The organism is Phytoactinopolyspora halotolerans (assembly GCF_010550675.1).
In the GTDB taxonomy this organism is placed as follows: Bacteria; Actinomycetota; Actinomycetes; order Jiangellales; family Jiangellaceae; genus Phytoactinopolyspora; species Phytoactinopolyspora halotolerans.
The window spans coordinates 164,072-179,738 of sequence record NZ_JAAGOA010000012.1; the positions used below are offsets into that span (position 1 = coordinate 164,072).

The 15,667-nt window shown below is 69.1% G+C and carries 15 protein-coding genes; 13 read left to right on the forward strand and 2 right to left on the reverse strand.

Translation table 11 applies throughout. The features are described 5' to 3' along the window. Window positions 1-4 precede the first annotated feature (4 nt). From qcrC to G1H10_RS17790, 5 genes are read left to right on the forward strand one after another with little or no spacing between them, the layout of a single operon-like run. Window positions 5-862: a cytochrome bc1 complex diheme cytochrome c subunit gene (qcrC, locus tag G1H10_RS17770; protein ID WP_163740211.1), complete on the forward strand. Its 858-nt coding sequence runs from the start codon at window positions 5-7 to the stop codon at window positions 860-862. Continuing rightward, complete coding sequence (locus tag G1H10_RS17775) at window positions 859-1,713, forward strand: QcrA and Rieske domain-containing protein (RefSeq protein ID WP_163740213.1); 855 nt, start codon at window positions 859-861, stop codon at window positions 1,711-1,713. The genes qcrC and G1H10_RS17775 overlap by 4 nt, the downstream gene beginning before the upstream one ends. Further along, the gene (qcrB, locus tag G1H10_RS17780) at window positions 1,710-3,104 is read left to right on the forward strand and encodes a cytochrome bc1 complex cytochrome b subunit (protein ID WP_163740215.1); all 1,395 of its coding nucleotides are present in this window, start codon (window positions 1,710-1,712) and stop codon (window positions 3,102-3,104) included. Before G1H10_RS17775 ends, qcrB begins: the two co-directional genes overlap by 4 nt. Next, the gene (locus G1H10_RS17785) at window positions 3,101-3,493 is read left to right on the forward strand and encodes a hypothetical protein (RefSeq protein WP_163740217.1); all 393 of its coding nucleotides are present in this window, start codon (window positions 3,101-3,103) and stop codon (window positions 3,491-3,493) included. The genes qcrB and G1H10_RS17785 overlap by 4 nt, the downstream gene beginning before the upstream one ends. 9 nt (window positions 3,494-3,502) lie before the next feature. Continuing rightward, the gene (locus G1H10_RS17790) at window positions 3,503-4,378 is read left to right on the forward strand and encodes a polysaccharide pyruvyl transferase family protein (protein ID WP_216853387.1); all 876 of its coding nucleotides are present in this window, start codon (window positions 3,503-3,505) and stop codon (window positions 4,376-4,378) included. A 107-nt stretch (window positions 4,379-4,485) separates the two neighbouring features. Here the strand turns inward: G1H10_RS17790 and G1H10_RS17795 are convergent, their stop codons facing one another. Beyond that, a complete protein-coding gene (locus tag G1H10_RS17795; protein ID WP_163740221.1) occupies window positions 4,486-7,500 on the reverse strand; it encodes an HNH endonuclease signature motif containing protein in 3,015 nt (1,004 codons plus the stop codon). Between the two features lie 451 nt (window positions 7,501-7,951). On the opposite strand from G1H10_RS17795, the gene G1H10_RS17800 reads away from it, so the two are divergent. Both G1H10_RS17800 and G1H10_RS17805 read left to right on the forward strand, forming a co-directional pair. Next, the gene (locus G1H10_RS17800) at window positions 7,952-8,188 is read left to right on the forward strand and encodes a DUF6158 family protein (protein ID WP_163740222.1); all 237 of its coding nucleotides are present in this window, start codon (window positions 7,952-7,954) and stop codon (window positions 8,186-8,188) included. A gap of 20 nt (window positions 8,189-8,208) precedes the next feature. Beyond that, entirely contained in the window at window positions 8,209-8,622 is a 414-nt protein-coding gene (locus G1H10_RS17805) for a PPC domain-containing DNA-binding protein (protein WP_216853388.1), read from the forward strand. Here G1H10_RS17805 and G1H10_RS17810 read toward each other — a convergent pair. Further along, window positions 8,606-8,767 carry a hypothetical protein gene (locus G1H10_RS17810; protein WP_163740227.1) on the reverse strand — a complete coding sequence of 54 codons (162 nt, stop codon included), beginning with the start codon at window positions 8,765-8,767 and terminating at the stop codon, window positions 8,606-8,608. The two genes, G1H10_RS17805 and G1H10_RS17810, sit on opposite strands and share 17 nt — an antisense overlap. Between G1H10_RS17810 and G1H10_RS17815 the strand changes: the two genes are divergently transcribed. The 6 genes from G1H10_RS17815 to G1H10_RS17840 all read left to right on the forward strand — a co-directional run bounded on the left by G1H10_RS17815 (window position 8,766) and on the right by G1H10_RS17840 (window position 15,654). Next, window positions 8,766-10,553, forward strand: coding sequence for a thiamine pyrophosphate-requiring protein (locus G1H10_RS17815; protein ID WP_163740228.1), 1,788 nt, complete (start codon window positions 8,766-8,768; stop codon window positions 10,551-10,553). The two genes, G1H10_RS17810 and G1H10_RS17815, sit on opposite strands and share 2 nt — an antisense overlap. 1 nt (window position 10,554) lies before the next feature. After that, the gene (locus G1H10_RS17820; protein WP_163740230.1) at window positions 10,555-11,658 is read left to right on the forward strand and encodes an enolase C-terminal domain-like protein; all 1,104 of its coding nucleotides are present in this window, start codon (window positions 10,555-10,557) and stop codon (window positions 11,656-11,658) included. 208 nt (window positions 11,659-11,866) lie between these two features. Continuing rightward, window positions 11,867-12,943 carry an SDR family oxidoreductase gene (locus tag G1H10_RS17825; protein ID WP_163740232.1) on the forward strand — a complete coding sequence of 359 codons (1,077 nt, stop codon included), beginning with the start codon at window positions 11,867-11,869 and terminating at the stop codon, window positions 12,941-12,943. Window positions 12,944-13,052: 109 nt separating this feature from the next. Next, window positions 13,053-13,382 (forward strand): NADH-quinone oxidoreductase subunit A, encoded by a 330-nt coding sequence (locus tag G1H10_RS17830; RefSeq protein ID WP_376778633.1) that lies wholly within the window; start codon window positions 13,053-13,055, stop codon window positions 13,380-13,382. Next, complete coding sequence (locus tag G1H10_RS17835; protein WP_163740235.1) at window positions 13,373-14,746, forward strand: hypothetical protein; 1,374 nt, start codon at window positions 13,373-13,375, stop codon at window positions 14,744-14,746. The genes G1H10_RS17830 and G1H10_RS17835 overlap by 10 nt, the downstream gene beginning before the upstream one ends. Window positions 14,747-14,751: 5 nt before the next feature. After that, on the forward strand, window positions 14,752-15,654 hold the full coding sequence (locus G1H10_RS17840) for an NADH-quinone oxidoreductase subunit H (RefSeq protein ID WP_163740236.1): 903 nt from the start codon (window positions 14,752-14,754) through the stop codon (window positions 15,652-15,654). Window positions 15,655-15,667: the final 13 nt, after the last annotated feature.

Consider the following 15,667-nt stretch of genomic DNA (forward strand, 5'->3'; position numbering starts at 1 on the left):
CACCATGGACCGACCGCAATCGGGCAGCCGGCACCGGCTCCGACGCGCCGCCGTGGCGGTGCTGGCCCTGGCGACCGCGGGGCTGCTCGGCTTCGGCGTGCCGGGCACCGGGTCGGCCGGCCACGGCAACGTATCCGACCACGGGATCGCCGGCGACGACGGCATCGCCGGCGAGGCCGCAACGCCCGGGCCCGTCACCACAGACGACCCGGCCCTGGACGACAGCGAAGCCGTGCGCCGCGGCCGCGAGCTCTACGGGCAGAGCTGTGCATCCTGTCACGGCCAACAAGGGGAAGGCACCCACCGCGGGCCGTCGCTGGAAGGCGTGGGCGCGGCGAGCGCCGACTTCTACCTCTCCACCGGCCGGATGCCGATCGACCACCCGGACGAGGATCCCCGGCGTCGCGAACCGGCGCTGAACGAGGACGAGATCCACGCGCTGGTCAGCTACGTAGCCTCACTCGGTGATGGCCCACCGATCCCGACCGTCGAGGAAGGCGACGCGTCGCAGGGACGCCACCTGTACCTCGGCAGTTGTGCATCCTGTCACTCGCCCTCCACCACCGGCGGCGCGATGCCGCACGGCGAGGTCTCCCCCTCGCTCGTCCCGAGCGCCCCGACCCAGATCGCGGAGGCGATCCGGCTGGGCCCCGGGACGATGCCGCCGTTCTCCGAACACGCGTTGAGCGACGAGGAGATGAACGACCTGATCGCCTATGTGATCGCGCTGCGCGAGCCCCGGGACCATGGTGGCAACCCGCTCGGCACGTACGGCCCTGCGGTCGAAGGGCTGGTCGGCTGGGTGGTCGGGCTGGGGCTGCTGCTCGTCGTCGCCCGGATGCTGGGGAAGCGAGCGCCATGACCGGAAGCCGCGACCGCCAGGGATACGGCGCCATCACCGCCGCGTTCGGCATCACCGCACTGGCTGGCGCGGGGTTCGCCGTCGTCTACGCGCTCGATGCAGGCGTGCGGCTGCAGGGACTCACCCTGCTGGTGGCCTTCGGCAGCCTTGCGATCGGGTTCGGCCTCTGGTCCCGCCGGCACATGCCGGAAGGGATGTTCGTGGAGGAACACCCGGTGACGGTGTCCTCTCCGGACGAACGTCGCGCGTTGTACTCCGCCGTCGACCGCGCGCACGCGCCGCTGATCACCACGCCGTGGCCCCGGCGCATGCTCTTGACCGGGCTCGGCACCCTGGGTGCCGCGCTGCTCTTCCCTATCCGGTCGATGTTCACCGGGCCAGAGCCGAACAGCTCGCTCAGTTCGACCCCCTGGCGCGCCGGAGCCCTCGTGGTGCGCGAGGACGGCAGCCCGGTCCGCCCCGGGGACCTCGATGTCGACTCGATGCTGACGGTGTACCCGGAGGGCTACACCCATGCCGGCGACACCGCTGTCGCACTGGTGCGGTTGCGCCCGGAGCAGCTCGCCCTGGATGCCGCCGCACTCGCCGGGACCGTGAACGGCGTGGTGGCGTACTCCAAGCTGTGCACGCACGCCGGCTGCCCGGTCGGGCAGTTCGTCCCGACCACCGCACAGCTGATGTGCCCGTGCCACCAGTCCCTGTTCGACGTGCCGGACGGCGCCGTTCCGGTGGCCGGCCCGGCCGCGCGTCCGCTTCCCCAGCTTCCGATCGGCGTCGACGACGCGGGGATGCTCATCGCTCTGGACGGGTTCTCCGAGCCGGTGGGCCCGGGCTACTGGACGACGACATGATCGGCCGTCGCGTCGTACGGTTCGCCGACGAGCGACTACGTCTCGCGCAGATCGTCCGCAAGGGGATGGCCAAGGTCTTCCCAGACCACTGGTCGTTCATGCTCGGCGAGATCGCGCTCTACAGCTTCCTGGTCCTCGTCCTCACCGGCGTGTATCTGTCGCTCTTCTTCGAGCCCAGCACCGGCGAGCGGCTGTACACCGGAAGCTTCGAACCGCTCAACGGGGAGATGCTATCCGCGGCCTTCGCCTCCACAGTGGAGCTGAGCTGGGATGTACGCGGCGGGTTGCTGATGCGGCAGGCGCACCATTGGGCCGCGCTGATCTTCGTCGCCGCCATCGTCGCCCATCTGTCCCGTATCTTCTTCACCGGCGCGTTCCGCAAGCCGCGCGACATCAACTGGGTGGTCGGCACCACCTTGCTCCTGCTCGCCGTCTTCAACGGTTTCGCCGGTTACTCGCTTCCGGACGACTTGCTGTCCGGGAGCGGGCTACGTATTGCTTCGGCGATCGTGCTGTCCGTACCGGTGATCGGTAGCTGGATGCAGTTCGTCCTCTTCGGCGGCGAGTTCCCCGGCAACGACGTCATCGAGCGGCTCTACGCTGCACATATCCTGCTGGTGCCCGGGGCGATCGCGCTGCTGATCGGCGTCCACCTGACGATCCTCATCCGGCAGAAACACAGCCAGTTCCGCGGCCCCGGCCGCGGTGAGCGCAACGTCGTGGGATCGCGGATGTGGCCGGATTACGCCTTCCGATCCATCGCGCTGCTGTGCGCGGTGGCGGCCGTCGTCTTCGGGCTGGGAGGGTTCGCCCAGATCAATCCGGTGTGGTTGTGGGGACCGTTCGAACCCAGCCACGTGACGACGCCGGCCCAGCCGGACTGGTACGTCGGCTGGGTGGAAGGAGCGCTCCGGCTGTTCCCACCGGTGGAGTTCACCGTCTTCGGGCATCTGGTGCCGGCGCCGTTCATTCCAGGTGTGCTGATTCCGGCTGTGACCTTCCTGGTGATCTATTGCTGGCCCTGGCTGGAGCGACGGTTCACCAAGGACGCCGTCCATCACCATCAGCTCGACCGGCCGCGTGAGCACCCGTTCCGCATCGCCGTCGGTGTCTGGGCGCTGTGGTTCTACGGTCTGCTCCTGATCGCCGCCGCCGACGACATTATCGCCGCGGAACTGCGGATACCTGTCTTCGACCTCGTCCGGCTACTGCAGGTGGCGGTGCTGATCCTTCCGCTGCTGGCCGCCTTCATCGCGTACGTGCTCGCCCGCGCATTGCGCGCACATCCGGAACACAGGCTCACCACTATGCGCTGGCAACACCTCGGCGCCGGGCTGCCCCGGCGACGTCGCCGACACGCGTCGGCGTCCGTACGCAGGAGCACCGAATGACCGATCAGGAGGACCGCGTTTACCTGTGGCGACAGCCGGACGGATACTGGCGGTGGCAATACGCCCTATCCGGCCAGGATGGCGTAGGTGACACCCGGCTGCTCAGCCACACCGCGTTCGCCAGCCGTGAGGAGGCGCGGGCAGCTGCGGGTACCGCCTACCCGGACGTGTCGATCGACGATCTCACGGCACGGCGGCGGCGCCGGTGGCTGACGTTCGGCTGCATGCTGAGTGCATTGGGGGCATTGGGGGCGCTGGCGGTGGTGGCCGTCGCGGCCCGGCGCCACCACCACTCTGCACAACCGACGGCCGCGCGGCAGCGCGGCAGTACGGCAGTACGGCAGTACGGAGTCCGCTGCGCTCGAATGACCGCGCACAACCTCGGGTAATCGCACGGCATGCGAATCATGGTGACGGGATGGTTCTCGTTCGAGCACGGTGAGGCGACCGCTGGTGACCTGGCGGCAGCGGAATGGGTACACGAGTGGCTGGATAGGGCCGACGTCGCACACGACATCGCCTACTCGTCGGCGTTCAACCCGGAGATACACCTTGACGCTGTCGATCCGGGTGATTACAGCCACGTCGTCTTCGTCTGTGGCCCGGCAGCGGGTCGGCAGATCGAGGACCTGCTGACGCGGTTCAGCCATTGCGCCAAGATCGCGGTGGGGGTCTCGGTCGTCGACGGTACGGCCGAGGCGTTCGACACCGTCCTCCCCCGTGACGACGACGAGACCGTGACTCCTGATCTCGCCCTCGGCGCCCCGGAACGTCACCTTCCGCCAGTGGTGGCATTGGTGCGCGCACACGCCCAGCCCGAGTACCCGACGGCGCGGCCCGATGACGTCCACAACCGGATCGAGGGCTTGCTCGCCCAGCGAGACGTGGCGGTCGTTCCGCTGGATACGCGCGTCGACCCAAGAGAGCTCGTCAACCGCGACACCACTCACGTCGAAGCCGTTCTGGCCCGGGCAGACGCCGTGGTGACTACCCGGTTGCACGGGCTCGTCCTGGCGCTGCGCCACGGCGTGCCGGCCGTGGCCATCGATCCCGTCTCCGGCGGTGGCAAGGTGATCCGACAGGTATCCGTGCTGGACTGGCCGCTGGCATCGACGGTCGATCAGCTCACCGACGAGGAGTTCCACAGGTTGCTCGACGAATGCCTCAGACCATCATCCAGAGCCGCCGCCGACCGGTCCGCGAAACGTGGCCGCAGCGGTCTGGAAGGCCTCGGTGAAGATCTGCTCGCCGTGCTGAATCAGGCCGCGATGTAAGGCGACGCCGGCAACACAGGCTTCTCCAGCGGTGTAGCAGCCTGCGGCGCACCCCGAATCGACGGTGACTCAGCCGTGGCTACCCGGTCTCCGCTACCGGTCTGCCGTCAGAAGGGCGGGATTTCGTCGTCTTCGGGACGGACGCTGAGTCGTTGTTCGCTGGGACTTGTCGTCGTGTTCTCCTCTGCGGTGCCACACCTCATGTCATCGGGTCCTGTGCTGTTGCCGGGCTCCGTCGTCTCTCCCGTGTGATCGCCGCTGTGGGTGTGGCGATCACGCTGGTCCGCGGCCGCGGAGGTGGTGGCGTGGCGGATGCGGCGTAGTTTCTCGGCCACACGCGCCTTACTGCCGTGCCCGCCGTCGCCGGCATCGTCACTGTCGTCGTTGGTGTGGTGGTCGTTCCTGGTGGTTGCGGGGTGGGGGTTGGGCAGGGTGGGGATGATCGCTGGGGCGCGGTTGGTGTAGCGGTGTCCGAGCGGGCTGTGCCAGATGGTGGTGCCGGTGTCGGGGCGGTGGGCTTTCCAGCCGCCGTCGTGGCGTAGGCGGTGGTCGTGGCGGCATAGGCAGGCCAGGTTGCCCGCGACGGTGAGCCCGCCGAGGCAGAATTCGTGTTCGTGGTCTTGGTCGGTGCGTACGGCGGGCATGCGACACGTCGGGTGTGTGCAGCAGCGGTCCCGGATCTGGATGTGCCGGCGCAGCCCCGCCCCGGCGCGACGCCGACGCACGCCCGCGTCCGCGTCGTCATCCGAGCCTGTCCCCGCGCCGGACCCGGAGCGTGAACCCGCCCCCGCGCCGGAGCCCATCTCGGTGCCGGTGCCGGTGGTGGTCTCGCCGGCGGTGGCGGTGGTGTGTTGGTGGGCGAGGTCGGTGATGACCGCCGCCCAGTCGGTGATGGCCGCGGCCCAGCGGGCACACTCCTGCACCGGTATCTGGGCGTGGGCAGGCTCGTCCGCCACCCGGGCGTCCGCGTCCACGTTCGCGTCCGTGTGGACGAGGGTGGCCAGGCGGGCCAGCATCGAGATGGTGACATGCAGCTCGAGGATCCCGCCACGGCGGGCATCCCGACGCACCACTTGCCCATCCGGTGAGCGGGGCCGGGCAGTGGTGATCCCGGTCTGGATCAACTGCCCGTCGTCGTTGCAGATGGCGAACCGCCACTGCGCGGAGTGCATTCGTGCGGCGATCTGGCGGGCCACGGCGGCGGGAACGAAGTCCCAGGCGGGTATCTCACCGGGGTGCTCGTCCACACCGAGCAGGCTCGCCAACCCGATACGCAACTCCGGCACCGACCAACCACCCACACCAGGGCGCGACGATGACGCACCCGCAGCACCAGCCGCATCAGCCGAGGCTGTGTTGTCGCCGGCAGGGCCAGTCGTGCCCGCGTCATCGTGAGGACCGGACATGTTCGTGCTGGTCGGAGGAGTGCTGGAGGGGCCACCCTTGTCGCCGCGCTGGCCGGAGTCACGGCTCGCCGGGCCGCCGCCAGAGCCAGGGCCACCGTCGCCGGCGCCGTCGTCACCGGAGCCATCGTCACCGGAGCCGTCGTCACCGGGGCTGTCGTCGTCGGGAGCGTCAGGCCCGCTACCGCCACCCGGAGCGTCGGAACCGCCGGAGCGGTCACCAGGACCGCCGTCGTCGTCGGAACCGCCCGAACCGTCAGGGTCGCTACCGTCGTCGGAACCGCCCGAACCGTCAGGGTCGCTGCCGTCGCCCTGGTCGTCGGAACCACCAGGACCGTCGCCGCCGTCGTCGTCGCCGTCGGGGTCGCTGCCGTTGCCCTGGTCGTCGGAACCACCGGGGCTGTCGTCGGGACCGTCATTATCGTCGGGGTCGTCACCGTGGCTGTGGTCGTCGTCGGTGCCGTTGTCGGGGTCGTTGCTGGGGCAGTCGTTGCCGTTGCTGGTGGCGGTGCCATCGCCGCTGGGACGGCCGGTTCCGCCGCTGGTGTTGGTGGTGGTGTCGTCGGTGAAGGGGTGGTTGAGGATGTGGGTGATGATCTGGTCTTCGTCGAGATCTTCCAGACTCCCGTCGAGCATGCCCAGGAACAGATCGACCCGGATGTGGTCGATCTTGCGGGTATCACCGGCCTTCTTACACGCCCGCGCCAACACATCGATACGCTCACACGCAGCAGCGGCACGATCGATGGGCAGATCGTAACCGGCCACGTTCGCGCTGCCGTCAGGGTTACGCGAACCCACCACCCGCCGACCCCGGATCGCTTTGCGGTACTTCTTCTCCGCGAACTCCGGATCGATCGCGATCGCGGCTTTCTTGATCGCATCGATCAACTCCGCCACCGTCAACCCCGGCGCATCCGGGAGCAGGAAGGCGCAGATGTAACCGGCCTGATCATCATCGAGGCCGTCGGTCCAAGACACGAACGCCTGCGCGCGGGGCTCGTCCAACACCCCGGCCAGCATCGCCTGACCCAGCATCGGCAGCCGATGATGGATGTCGTAGGCGAAACCGAACACCCGCCCGGCGCGTGAACGCGACCACACCAACGCCGCGCGGGCCTCCTCCGGGGCAAACTCCCCCGGCACCTGTACCCGCTGCAGCGTGTCCGCCGAACCGGGTACCCGCATCCCGGTCTCCAGCAGACACAACAAGAACAACGCCCGATCCCGGGTGGCCTGCCGGTAGGCCGCCTTCATCACCTCGACCGTGTCACGACCGGACACTCCCGCGATCGGGATGTCCTCCAACATCGCCACCAACTCCGCACCCGCCGGCACCGCATCCAGGCCCTGCGGAACCGGCCACGGCCCACCACCACCACCGCCAGAGTCCTCGCCGCCACCGCCGACGCCGTGGCTAGCGTGGCCGGGCTGGTCGGCGCGGCGGCGGGACGCGGCATCACCACCACGCCGCACCGGCACGTCGCGGTCGTTATCGCGGTGCTGACCGTCGCTGAGGCCCTCGTCATCGGTGTGGGGACGCTCGTCGGCGCCGTCATCGTCGTTGCGGCGCTCCCCGCCGTCGCCATTACTACGGCGGGGCTCGCCGTCGCCGTCGCGGCGCTGACTGTCGCCGCGGCGCGTGTCGTGGTGGGCACGCTCGTCGCCGCTACCGCGGGGCACGGCGTCGTCGTCGCTGGGATGGGGTTGAACGGACATGGCGGCCGGCCTCCAAAAGGCACAACGGTCAACGGACCGGGCCGGCCGCACCCGCCGAACCCACACCAACCACCACAGAACTCAAACACACCGAGCGGAAATCAGAAACAGCACCGCTCCAACACTGATAAACACACTCTATATCGAACACACATACGAACGCAAGGCGGATCGCTGATGTCACCGGTCCCCGCGGACTGCGATCGTCCGCGCCGCCCAGACCAGAGGCATTTCAACCATCTTCAGGCATCCCGGCCAGCCCGTCCCCCTCCCGTGGCGTCCACCATCCACAGGCGGTTTTCCGATCGTGCAGCGGGGTAGTCCATCGGACATCGGCGATCGTCTGTCGCCATTCATCCATCTCAACACTGTCTGGGAGGCACGATGCCGCAGAACGGAAAGACTGTCATCGATCTCATCAGTCGCGACGCTTGACGGGTAATGACGCACCATGGCACTTCGACCTCATGGCATCCCGCCCGCGAATCTGTCCGACGACGATCTGCGGCGCGAGATCGCACATCTGCACCAGACCCGGCACGATACGTTGCTCGGCGGCACCGAGTCCGCGCTACACGCGCACACCGAGCGCATGTTGGCGCTCGAGGCCGAGTTTCTACGGCGGTTCCCTAAGGAGAGCGCGCCCGATCCGGAACGCACCCGGGCAGGAAAGCGGCAGCACAGCTGATGCGTAGCAAGAAGCTGGGCGTGAGCACTCCACAGACATACGCGGTGGTGCTCGACACAGGCGAGCCCGTGCTGGACAAACTGCGCGAGTTCGCCTCGGCTGAGGGCATCAGCACGTCACATTTCACCGCCATCGGGGCCTTCGAGTCGGTCACCCTCGGCTACTTCGACCTGGATCAGACCCGCTACCTGGAGATCCCGGTCGAGGAACAAGTCGAGGTGCTGACGATGGCCGGCGACATGGTGGGCTCCGGGGAGGACCGACGGATCCACGCACACGTGGTGGTCGGCCGACGAGACGGGACCACGCGCGGCGGACACCTGTTGCACGCCGTCACCCGTCCGACGCTCGAGGTGATGGTCACCGAGTCTCCCGCCGAACTCGCCCGCCGCTACGACGAGACCACGGGGCTGACGCTCATCGACCCCGGCTGAACGCGCGCGCCGCCAGCACCGCCGTGCCGAACGCCGCCTCCGGCGATCGCAGCACGGTGAGCCCGCCCCGCTCCCTGCTACGGCGGTTGATCCGGTAGCCATCGGGTACCTCCTCGAGGTGCCCCGGTAAGCGAGGAGGAAACATGGCCAAGACCATCGGCGATTACGTCTTGCAACGACTTCGTGAATGGGACGTCGACCACGTGTTCGGCTACCCCGGTGACGGTATCAACGGCATCCTCGCGGCGTTCGGACGGGCCGATAACGAGCCACGGTTCGTTCAGTCCAGGCACGAGGAGATGTCGGCCTTCCAGGCGGTCGGTTACGCCAAGTTCAGCGGCAAAGTGGGCGTCTGCATGGCCACCTCCGGTCCGGGAGCGATCCACCTGCTCAACGGCCTCTACGACGCCAAGCTGGACCATGTCCCCGTCGTCGCCATCGTCGGCCAGACCGCGCGCAGCGCGATGGGCGGGCACTACCAGCAGGAGGTCGACCTGCAGTCGCTGTTCAAGGATGTCGCGTCCGACTACATCGTCGAGGTGAACGTCTCCACGCAACTTCCGAACGCGCTGGACCGAGCGATCCGAACCGCCGAGGCCCGGCGGTCCCCTACCGCGGTGATCATCCCGTCGGACCTGCAAGAGCAGGAGTATGAGCCGCCCGAGCACGAGTTCAAGCAGGTGCCGTCCAGCCCGCCGAGCGTCTCGCATTCGGTGGTGATCCCACCCGACGACGAGATCGCCGCGGCCGCCGAGGTCCTCAACGCCGGCGAGAAGGTGGCCATCCTCATCGGCCAGGGCGCTCGCAACGCCGCCGAGGAGGTACGTCAGGTGGCCGAAGCGACGGGCGCCGGCGTGGCGAAGGCATTGCTCGGCAAGGACGTGCTGCCGGACGACCTCTCATACGTGACCGGGGCGATCGGACTGCTCGGCACCCGCCCGAGCTACGAGATGATGCGCGACTGCGACACGCTGCTGATCGTCGGTTCCAACCTGCCGTACGCGCAGTTCCTCCCCGAGTTCGGCCAGGCCCGCGCCGTCCAGATCGACCTCGACGGCACCTTGATCGGGATGCGCTACCCCACCGAGGTGAACCTCGTGGGTGAGGCCAAGGCGACGCTGCGCGCGATGCTGTCGCAGCTGGAGCCGAAGGCGGACCGGAGCTGGCGCGAGACGATCGAGAGCAACGTCGCCTCCTGGTGGGAGACGATGGAGCAGCAAGCGATGGTCGAGGCACACCTGGTCAACCCGATCCGGGTGGTGCACGAGCTCTCGGCGCGGATCCCCGACGACGCGATCGTCACCGCGGACTCGGGTTCCTCCACCAACTGGTACGCGCGCAACCTGAAGTTCCGCGGCCGGATGCGCGGGTCGCTCTCCGGCACTCTCGCCACCATGGGTCCTGGCGTCCCGTACGCGATCGGCGCCAAGTTCGCCCATCCGGAGCGGCCGGTCATCGCGCTCGAGGGTGACGGCTCGATGCAGATGAACGGCATGGCCGAGCTGCTCACCATCGCCAGGTACCAGGATCTCTGGGAGGACCGGCGGCTCGTCGTCTGTGTCTTCCACAACAACGATCTCAACCAGGTCACCTGGGAGCTGCGGGCCATGGGCGGCGCGCCGAAGTTCGAGGAGTCGCAGACCATCCCGGACTTCTCCTATGCCGAGATGGCGCGGATGGCCGGCCTGGAAGGGATCAGGGTCGAGTCTCCGGACGAGCTCGGCGCGGCATGGGATCGCGCGTTGGCGGCCGACCGTCCTGTGGTGCTGGACGTCGTCTGCGACCCGGAGATCCCGCCGATCCCGCCGCATGCCACGTTCGACCAGATCAAATCCACTACTGAGGCGCTGTTGAAGGGAGATCCGAACGCCTGGCGGATCATGGTGCAGGGGGCGAAGACCAAGCTCCAGGAAGCCATGCCCGGCCGCTGAGATGCCCGACCCGGCCATCGACGGGCTCGACGCCACGGTGCTGCTGATACCGACGCCGGTGCCGGAGGCCGACGGAACCCTGGAATGGGACAGCACCACCGTGATCATGGTGCACGTGCGGGCAGGCGACGTGACCGGGCTCGGGTACACCTACGCGGACCGTGCATGCGTGCCGATCATCCACGGCTCGCTGGCCGACGTGGTGCTGGGACGGCCGCTGCTGGACGTGCCGGGCTGTTGGCTGGCCATGCAGCACCGGATCCGCAACGACGGCCGGCCGGGACTGGTCTCCTGCGCGATGTCCGCCGTGGACATCGCGCTGTGGGACGCTGCCGCGAAGACCGTCGGGGTCCCGGTCAGCCGGTTGCTCGGCCGCGTCCACAACCGGGTACCGGTGTATGCGAGCGGAGGCTTCACCACCTACGACGACGCCCGGCTCACCGAGGAACTGGAGCAGTGGGTGCACGAGCGGGCGGTTCCGAGGTTCAAGCTCAAGATCGCCGAAGCCTGGGGCGGCAACGTCGCTCGTGACCTGACCCGGGTGGCTCTTGCCCGCCGGGTGGCCGGACCGGACGCCGAGCTCTACGTCGACGCGAACGGCGGCTATACCGTCGGCCAAGCCGTCCGTGTCGGCCAGCGGTTGGCTGAGCACGGCGTCACGTGGTTCGAGGAGCCTGTCTCCAGCGATGACCTGGACGGGCTGCGGCGCGTCCGGGGGGCGGTGGCGGCCGACGTCACGGCCGGCGAGTACGGCTATCACCTGCAGTACTTCACCCGGATGATCGACGCGCGTGCGTTGGACTGTGTGCAGGTAGACGTGACCCGGTGCGGCGGCTACACCGAGTGGCTGCGGATCGCGGCTCTTGCCGCTGCACACGGCCTGGAGATCTCCGCGCACTCCGCCCCCAACGTCTCCGCACACGCCGCCGTCGCCACACAGAACTTCCGGCACATCGAGTGGTTCTCCGATCATCACCGGATCGAGTCGATGCTGTTCGAAGAGGTGTTGGATCCGCGCGGCGGGAGTGTGCGACCTTCCAGGTCGGAGCCCGGGCACGGCCTGGCCCTGAACCGGCGCATCCACGACCAGTACTGGGTGGGATGACATCGTGAGGCGACGTGGTGGAGCGACGTGGTGCGCTGACGTGAGGCACTGACGTGGAGCGACGTGGTGCGCTGACGTGGTGTGCTGACGTGAGGCACTGACGTGGAGCGACGTGGTGCGCTGACGTGGTGTGCTGAGGAGAGCATGCGGTGAGGCGGCGACGTACGGCGGGCGAATCTCGTCCGCTGCACGGGGTACTCGGTGGAACATGGCTGAGATCCGCGAACGCGCCTCGGCGGCGCTGCGACGGAGGTTGTCCGGGGATGCGCGCCGGCCGAAGACCGTGGTGGTGACCGGGGCCAGCGCCGGGATCGGCCGGGCCGCCGCCATCCTGTTCGGTTCCCGAGGCGACCGGGTGGGTCTGCTGGCACGCGGCGCGGAAGGCCTGAGCAACGCCGCGGACGAGGTCACACGGGCAGGCGGCAGCGCCATGCCGGTCGAGGCCGACGTGGCCGACTACGATCAGGTGGAACTCGCCGCACAGCGCGTCGAGTCGGCGCTGGGCCCGATCGACATCTGGGTCAACAATGCGTTCACGACCATCTTCGCGCCGTTCACCGAGATCGAGCCGGCCGAGTACCGGCGCGTCACCGATGTCACGTATCACGGGTTCGTGCACGGCACCCGCGCCGCGCTGGATCGGATGCTCCCCCGCGATCACGGCACCATCGTCCAGGTCGGTTCCGCTCTCGCCTACCGAGGCATCCCCCTGCAGACGGCATACTGCGGAGCGAAGCACGCCATTCAGGGTTTCACCGAGGCGCTGCGCAGCGAGCTTCTGCACGACGGCAGCGACGTGCACATCACCATGGTGCAGCTGCCGGCCGTCAACACACCGCAGTTCGAGTGGGCCTTGTCCCGGCTGGACCGACAGCCGCAACCCGTGCCGCCGATCTTCCAGCCCAGCGTCGCCGCTCGGGCCATTCTGTACGCGGCCGATCATCCGCGACGGCGTGAGTACGACGCGTCGTTCAACGCCGCCGCCACGATCGCCGCCAACAAGCTCGCTCCAGGTCTGCTCGACCGGTATCTGGCGCGCACCGGGTTCGGCGCGCAGCAGACCGACACTCCGGTGCGCGCGCCCCGGCCGGGGAACCTCTGGAAACCCGCCGACGGCGTCGGCGGTACCGATTACGGGGTGCATGGGCCGTTCTCCGCGGACGCCCGCGGAAGGAGCACCCGGATGTGGCTGTCCCGGCACCGAGCTGCCCTGACCGGCCTGGCGGCCACGGCCTTGGCAGCCGCCGGCGCCGCGGCGGCCACCCGGTCGGTGATGCGCCGCTAGCGACGACAGCCACGACGGCCACGGCAGCCGGCAGACGCGACGGCGACGACGATGGCGACGACGGCACGGCGACAGACGTGGCCGGACGAGAGGAGGGTTCGTGCAGACCGTGTGGCTGTTGGTGCTGGCCGGCACCGTTGTGCTGGCTCTCTACGGAACGTCGCTGGCGCTGCGGGCGGCCCGCCGTCCGCTGCATGCCCTGCCGTATGAGTCCGGCGCCGTTCCCCAGCAGCATGCACTGTCCCGGTACCACGCACGCTGGTACGCGGTGACCGTCGTGTTCCTCGCCTTCGACATGGAGATGGTCTTCATGTATCCGTGGGCGGTCATCGTGGCCGAGAAGGGTGGCTCCGCCGTCGTCGAGATGTTCGGGTTTCTGGCGGTGCTGATGGTCGGGGTGGTCTACGCGTGGCGTGAGGGTGCCCTGCGATGGAGCTGAGGGGTCGGCTCGACCACCTGGCCCGGCGCGTCGTCGGCTGGGCGTTCGCACGGCCGACGGTCCTCGTCGCCGACTCCCCCGGGACCACCGTGTTGCGCTGGCAGCTGGAGGCGGAGCTCGACCGGCGTCGATGGCCGATCGCCCGCTCTCCTGCCGACGCCGACCTCCTGCTGGTGCTCGGTGAGCCGGGGCCGAATCTGCAGGCCGCCTTGGATGTGGTGTGGTCGCAGGTGCCGGCGCCGCGGCAGCGATGGGACATCCAGCCTGGTGCAGACATCAGTACGGCGCTCGACCGCTCGCACGCCGCGCTTCTCGACATGGCGCGGCAGCCGGAGCCCCGCACCGACGACCCCGGTGAGTTCCTGCCACAGAACCGTTCCCACGACGAGCACCACCACGACGACGATCATGACGACGGCGGCAACGACGGCGATCACGACGACGGTGGCGACGGCCACCATCACGATCAGCAGGGCCATGAACACGGCGGACACGACGCGGCGGGCCTGCCGATGGCCGGCACCGCGCCGGATCGAGACGGGCTCGAGCTGGACTCGCTGCACGTGCGCCTCGGACCTGTCCTGCCGTCTTGGCCGACCGGTCTGGTGATCGAGGGGCGCATGCAGGGCGACGTGCTCACCGGCGTGCACGCATCGTGGATCGATCGGCCCGCTCCGCGCAGACCGGGAGACCCGGGCGACCCTGACGATCCGGGAGGCTTGAGCGGCTTGCGCGACGCGGGCGGCGCGAGCGGCTTGCGCGACGCGGGCGGCGCGAGCGGCTTGAGCGACCCGGCCGGCGTGAGCGGCTTGAGCGACCCAGGCGGCGTGAGCGGCTTGGGTGCCTGGAGCGACCTAAGCGCGGAGGACGTGACGCTGCTGGACTGGCTGGACCGACTGGCCCGGTTCCTCGACGTCGCAGGCTGGCCCGCCGCCGCCACACGGACCCGGCGCGTCCGTCATGACGTGCTCCGTGGCGGCACCGTCAACGACGCACGTGCAGACGGCTCCGCTCGGCGTACTGTCCGCCGGATCCGGCGTTCCGCCACGTTGCGGTGGTCCGTCGGCGGCATCGACGCTGTGCTGGACCGGGTGCACCAGTGGTGCGACCACGTCCTGGACGGTGTCGCGAACTCTCGCGGCACGACTGGCTCTGAAGGCGACGCGGCGGGCCCTCCCGGCGGCGCGGCAGGTTCCCCGCGCACGTGGACCGACGTCGAAGCACTCGTCGACGGGCAAGACCTGGCGGCGATCCGACTGATCGTGGCCAGCCTCGAGATCGACACCGACGGCGGGTCCGGCGCATCGACCCAGCCGACACCATCCACCGCCGGCCAGACACAGATGGGCGGGGCAGATGAGTGAGGCATATGGGTGAGGCAGCGCTCGTCCTGCTCGTCGGGCTCGGCCTCGGCGCTGTGTTCGCCGCCACCGACCACGCGGTGCTCACAGCGGACGCGCACGGGATCGGTGTCCCCATCCGGCGTGCCACGCGCCTGCTACTCACCCAGCGCCGCACCACTCTGGCACCGGATCGGCTGCTGTGGCGCATCGGCTGCGTAGCAGTGCCGCTGCTGGCGTTCGGTTCGCTCGCGGTCGTGCCGATCACCGGGTCCAGCCTGCTCTCCACCACCGCGGATCTGGTCTGGTTCAACACGATGGAGGTGCTGCTCTGGGGCGCCGTGTGGCTGGCCGGCTGGGGCCCGAACGCCGTGCATGCGCTCACCGGCGGCTATCGGTTCCTCGCCCAGGGCCTGGCCTACGAACTGCCGCTGATGTTCGCCATCATCACCGCCGGTCTCGGCGCCGGCTCGCTGAATGCCGAATCCGTGGTCGCGGCGCAGGACGGCATGTGGTTCGTCGTCACCATGCCGGTGGCGTTCGCCGCGTTCCTGCTGGGTGCCGCCGGGTTCGCGTTCTGGGGCCCGCTCTCCGCGCCGGCCGGCGCCGACATCGCCGGCGGGGTGATGTCGGAACTGTCCGGCGTGGACCGGCTGTCGGTGGAGGCCGGCCGGGCCGTGTTCCTGGGTTCGGCGGCGGCCATGGCGGCGACGCTGTTCCTCGGTGGCGGACACGGGCCCTGGCTACCCGGCACGGCATGGCTGCTCATCAAGACACTGCTGGTGATCGGCGCGATGATACTGGCCGGCCGGCGGATGCCGGTGGTGCGGCCCGAGAGGTTCATGGACGTGGCCTGGATCGTGCTGATACCGGCGACGCTGGTGCAGGCGCTGGCGGTGGCTCTACTCGTTATCTCCGGGTACTACGGCTGACACGGGAGGAGGC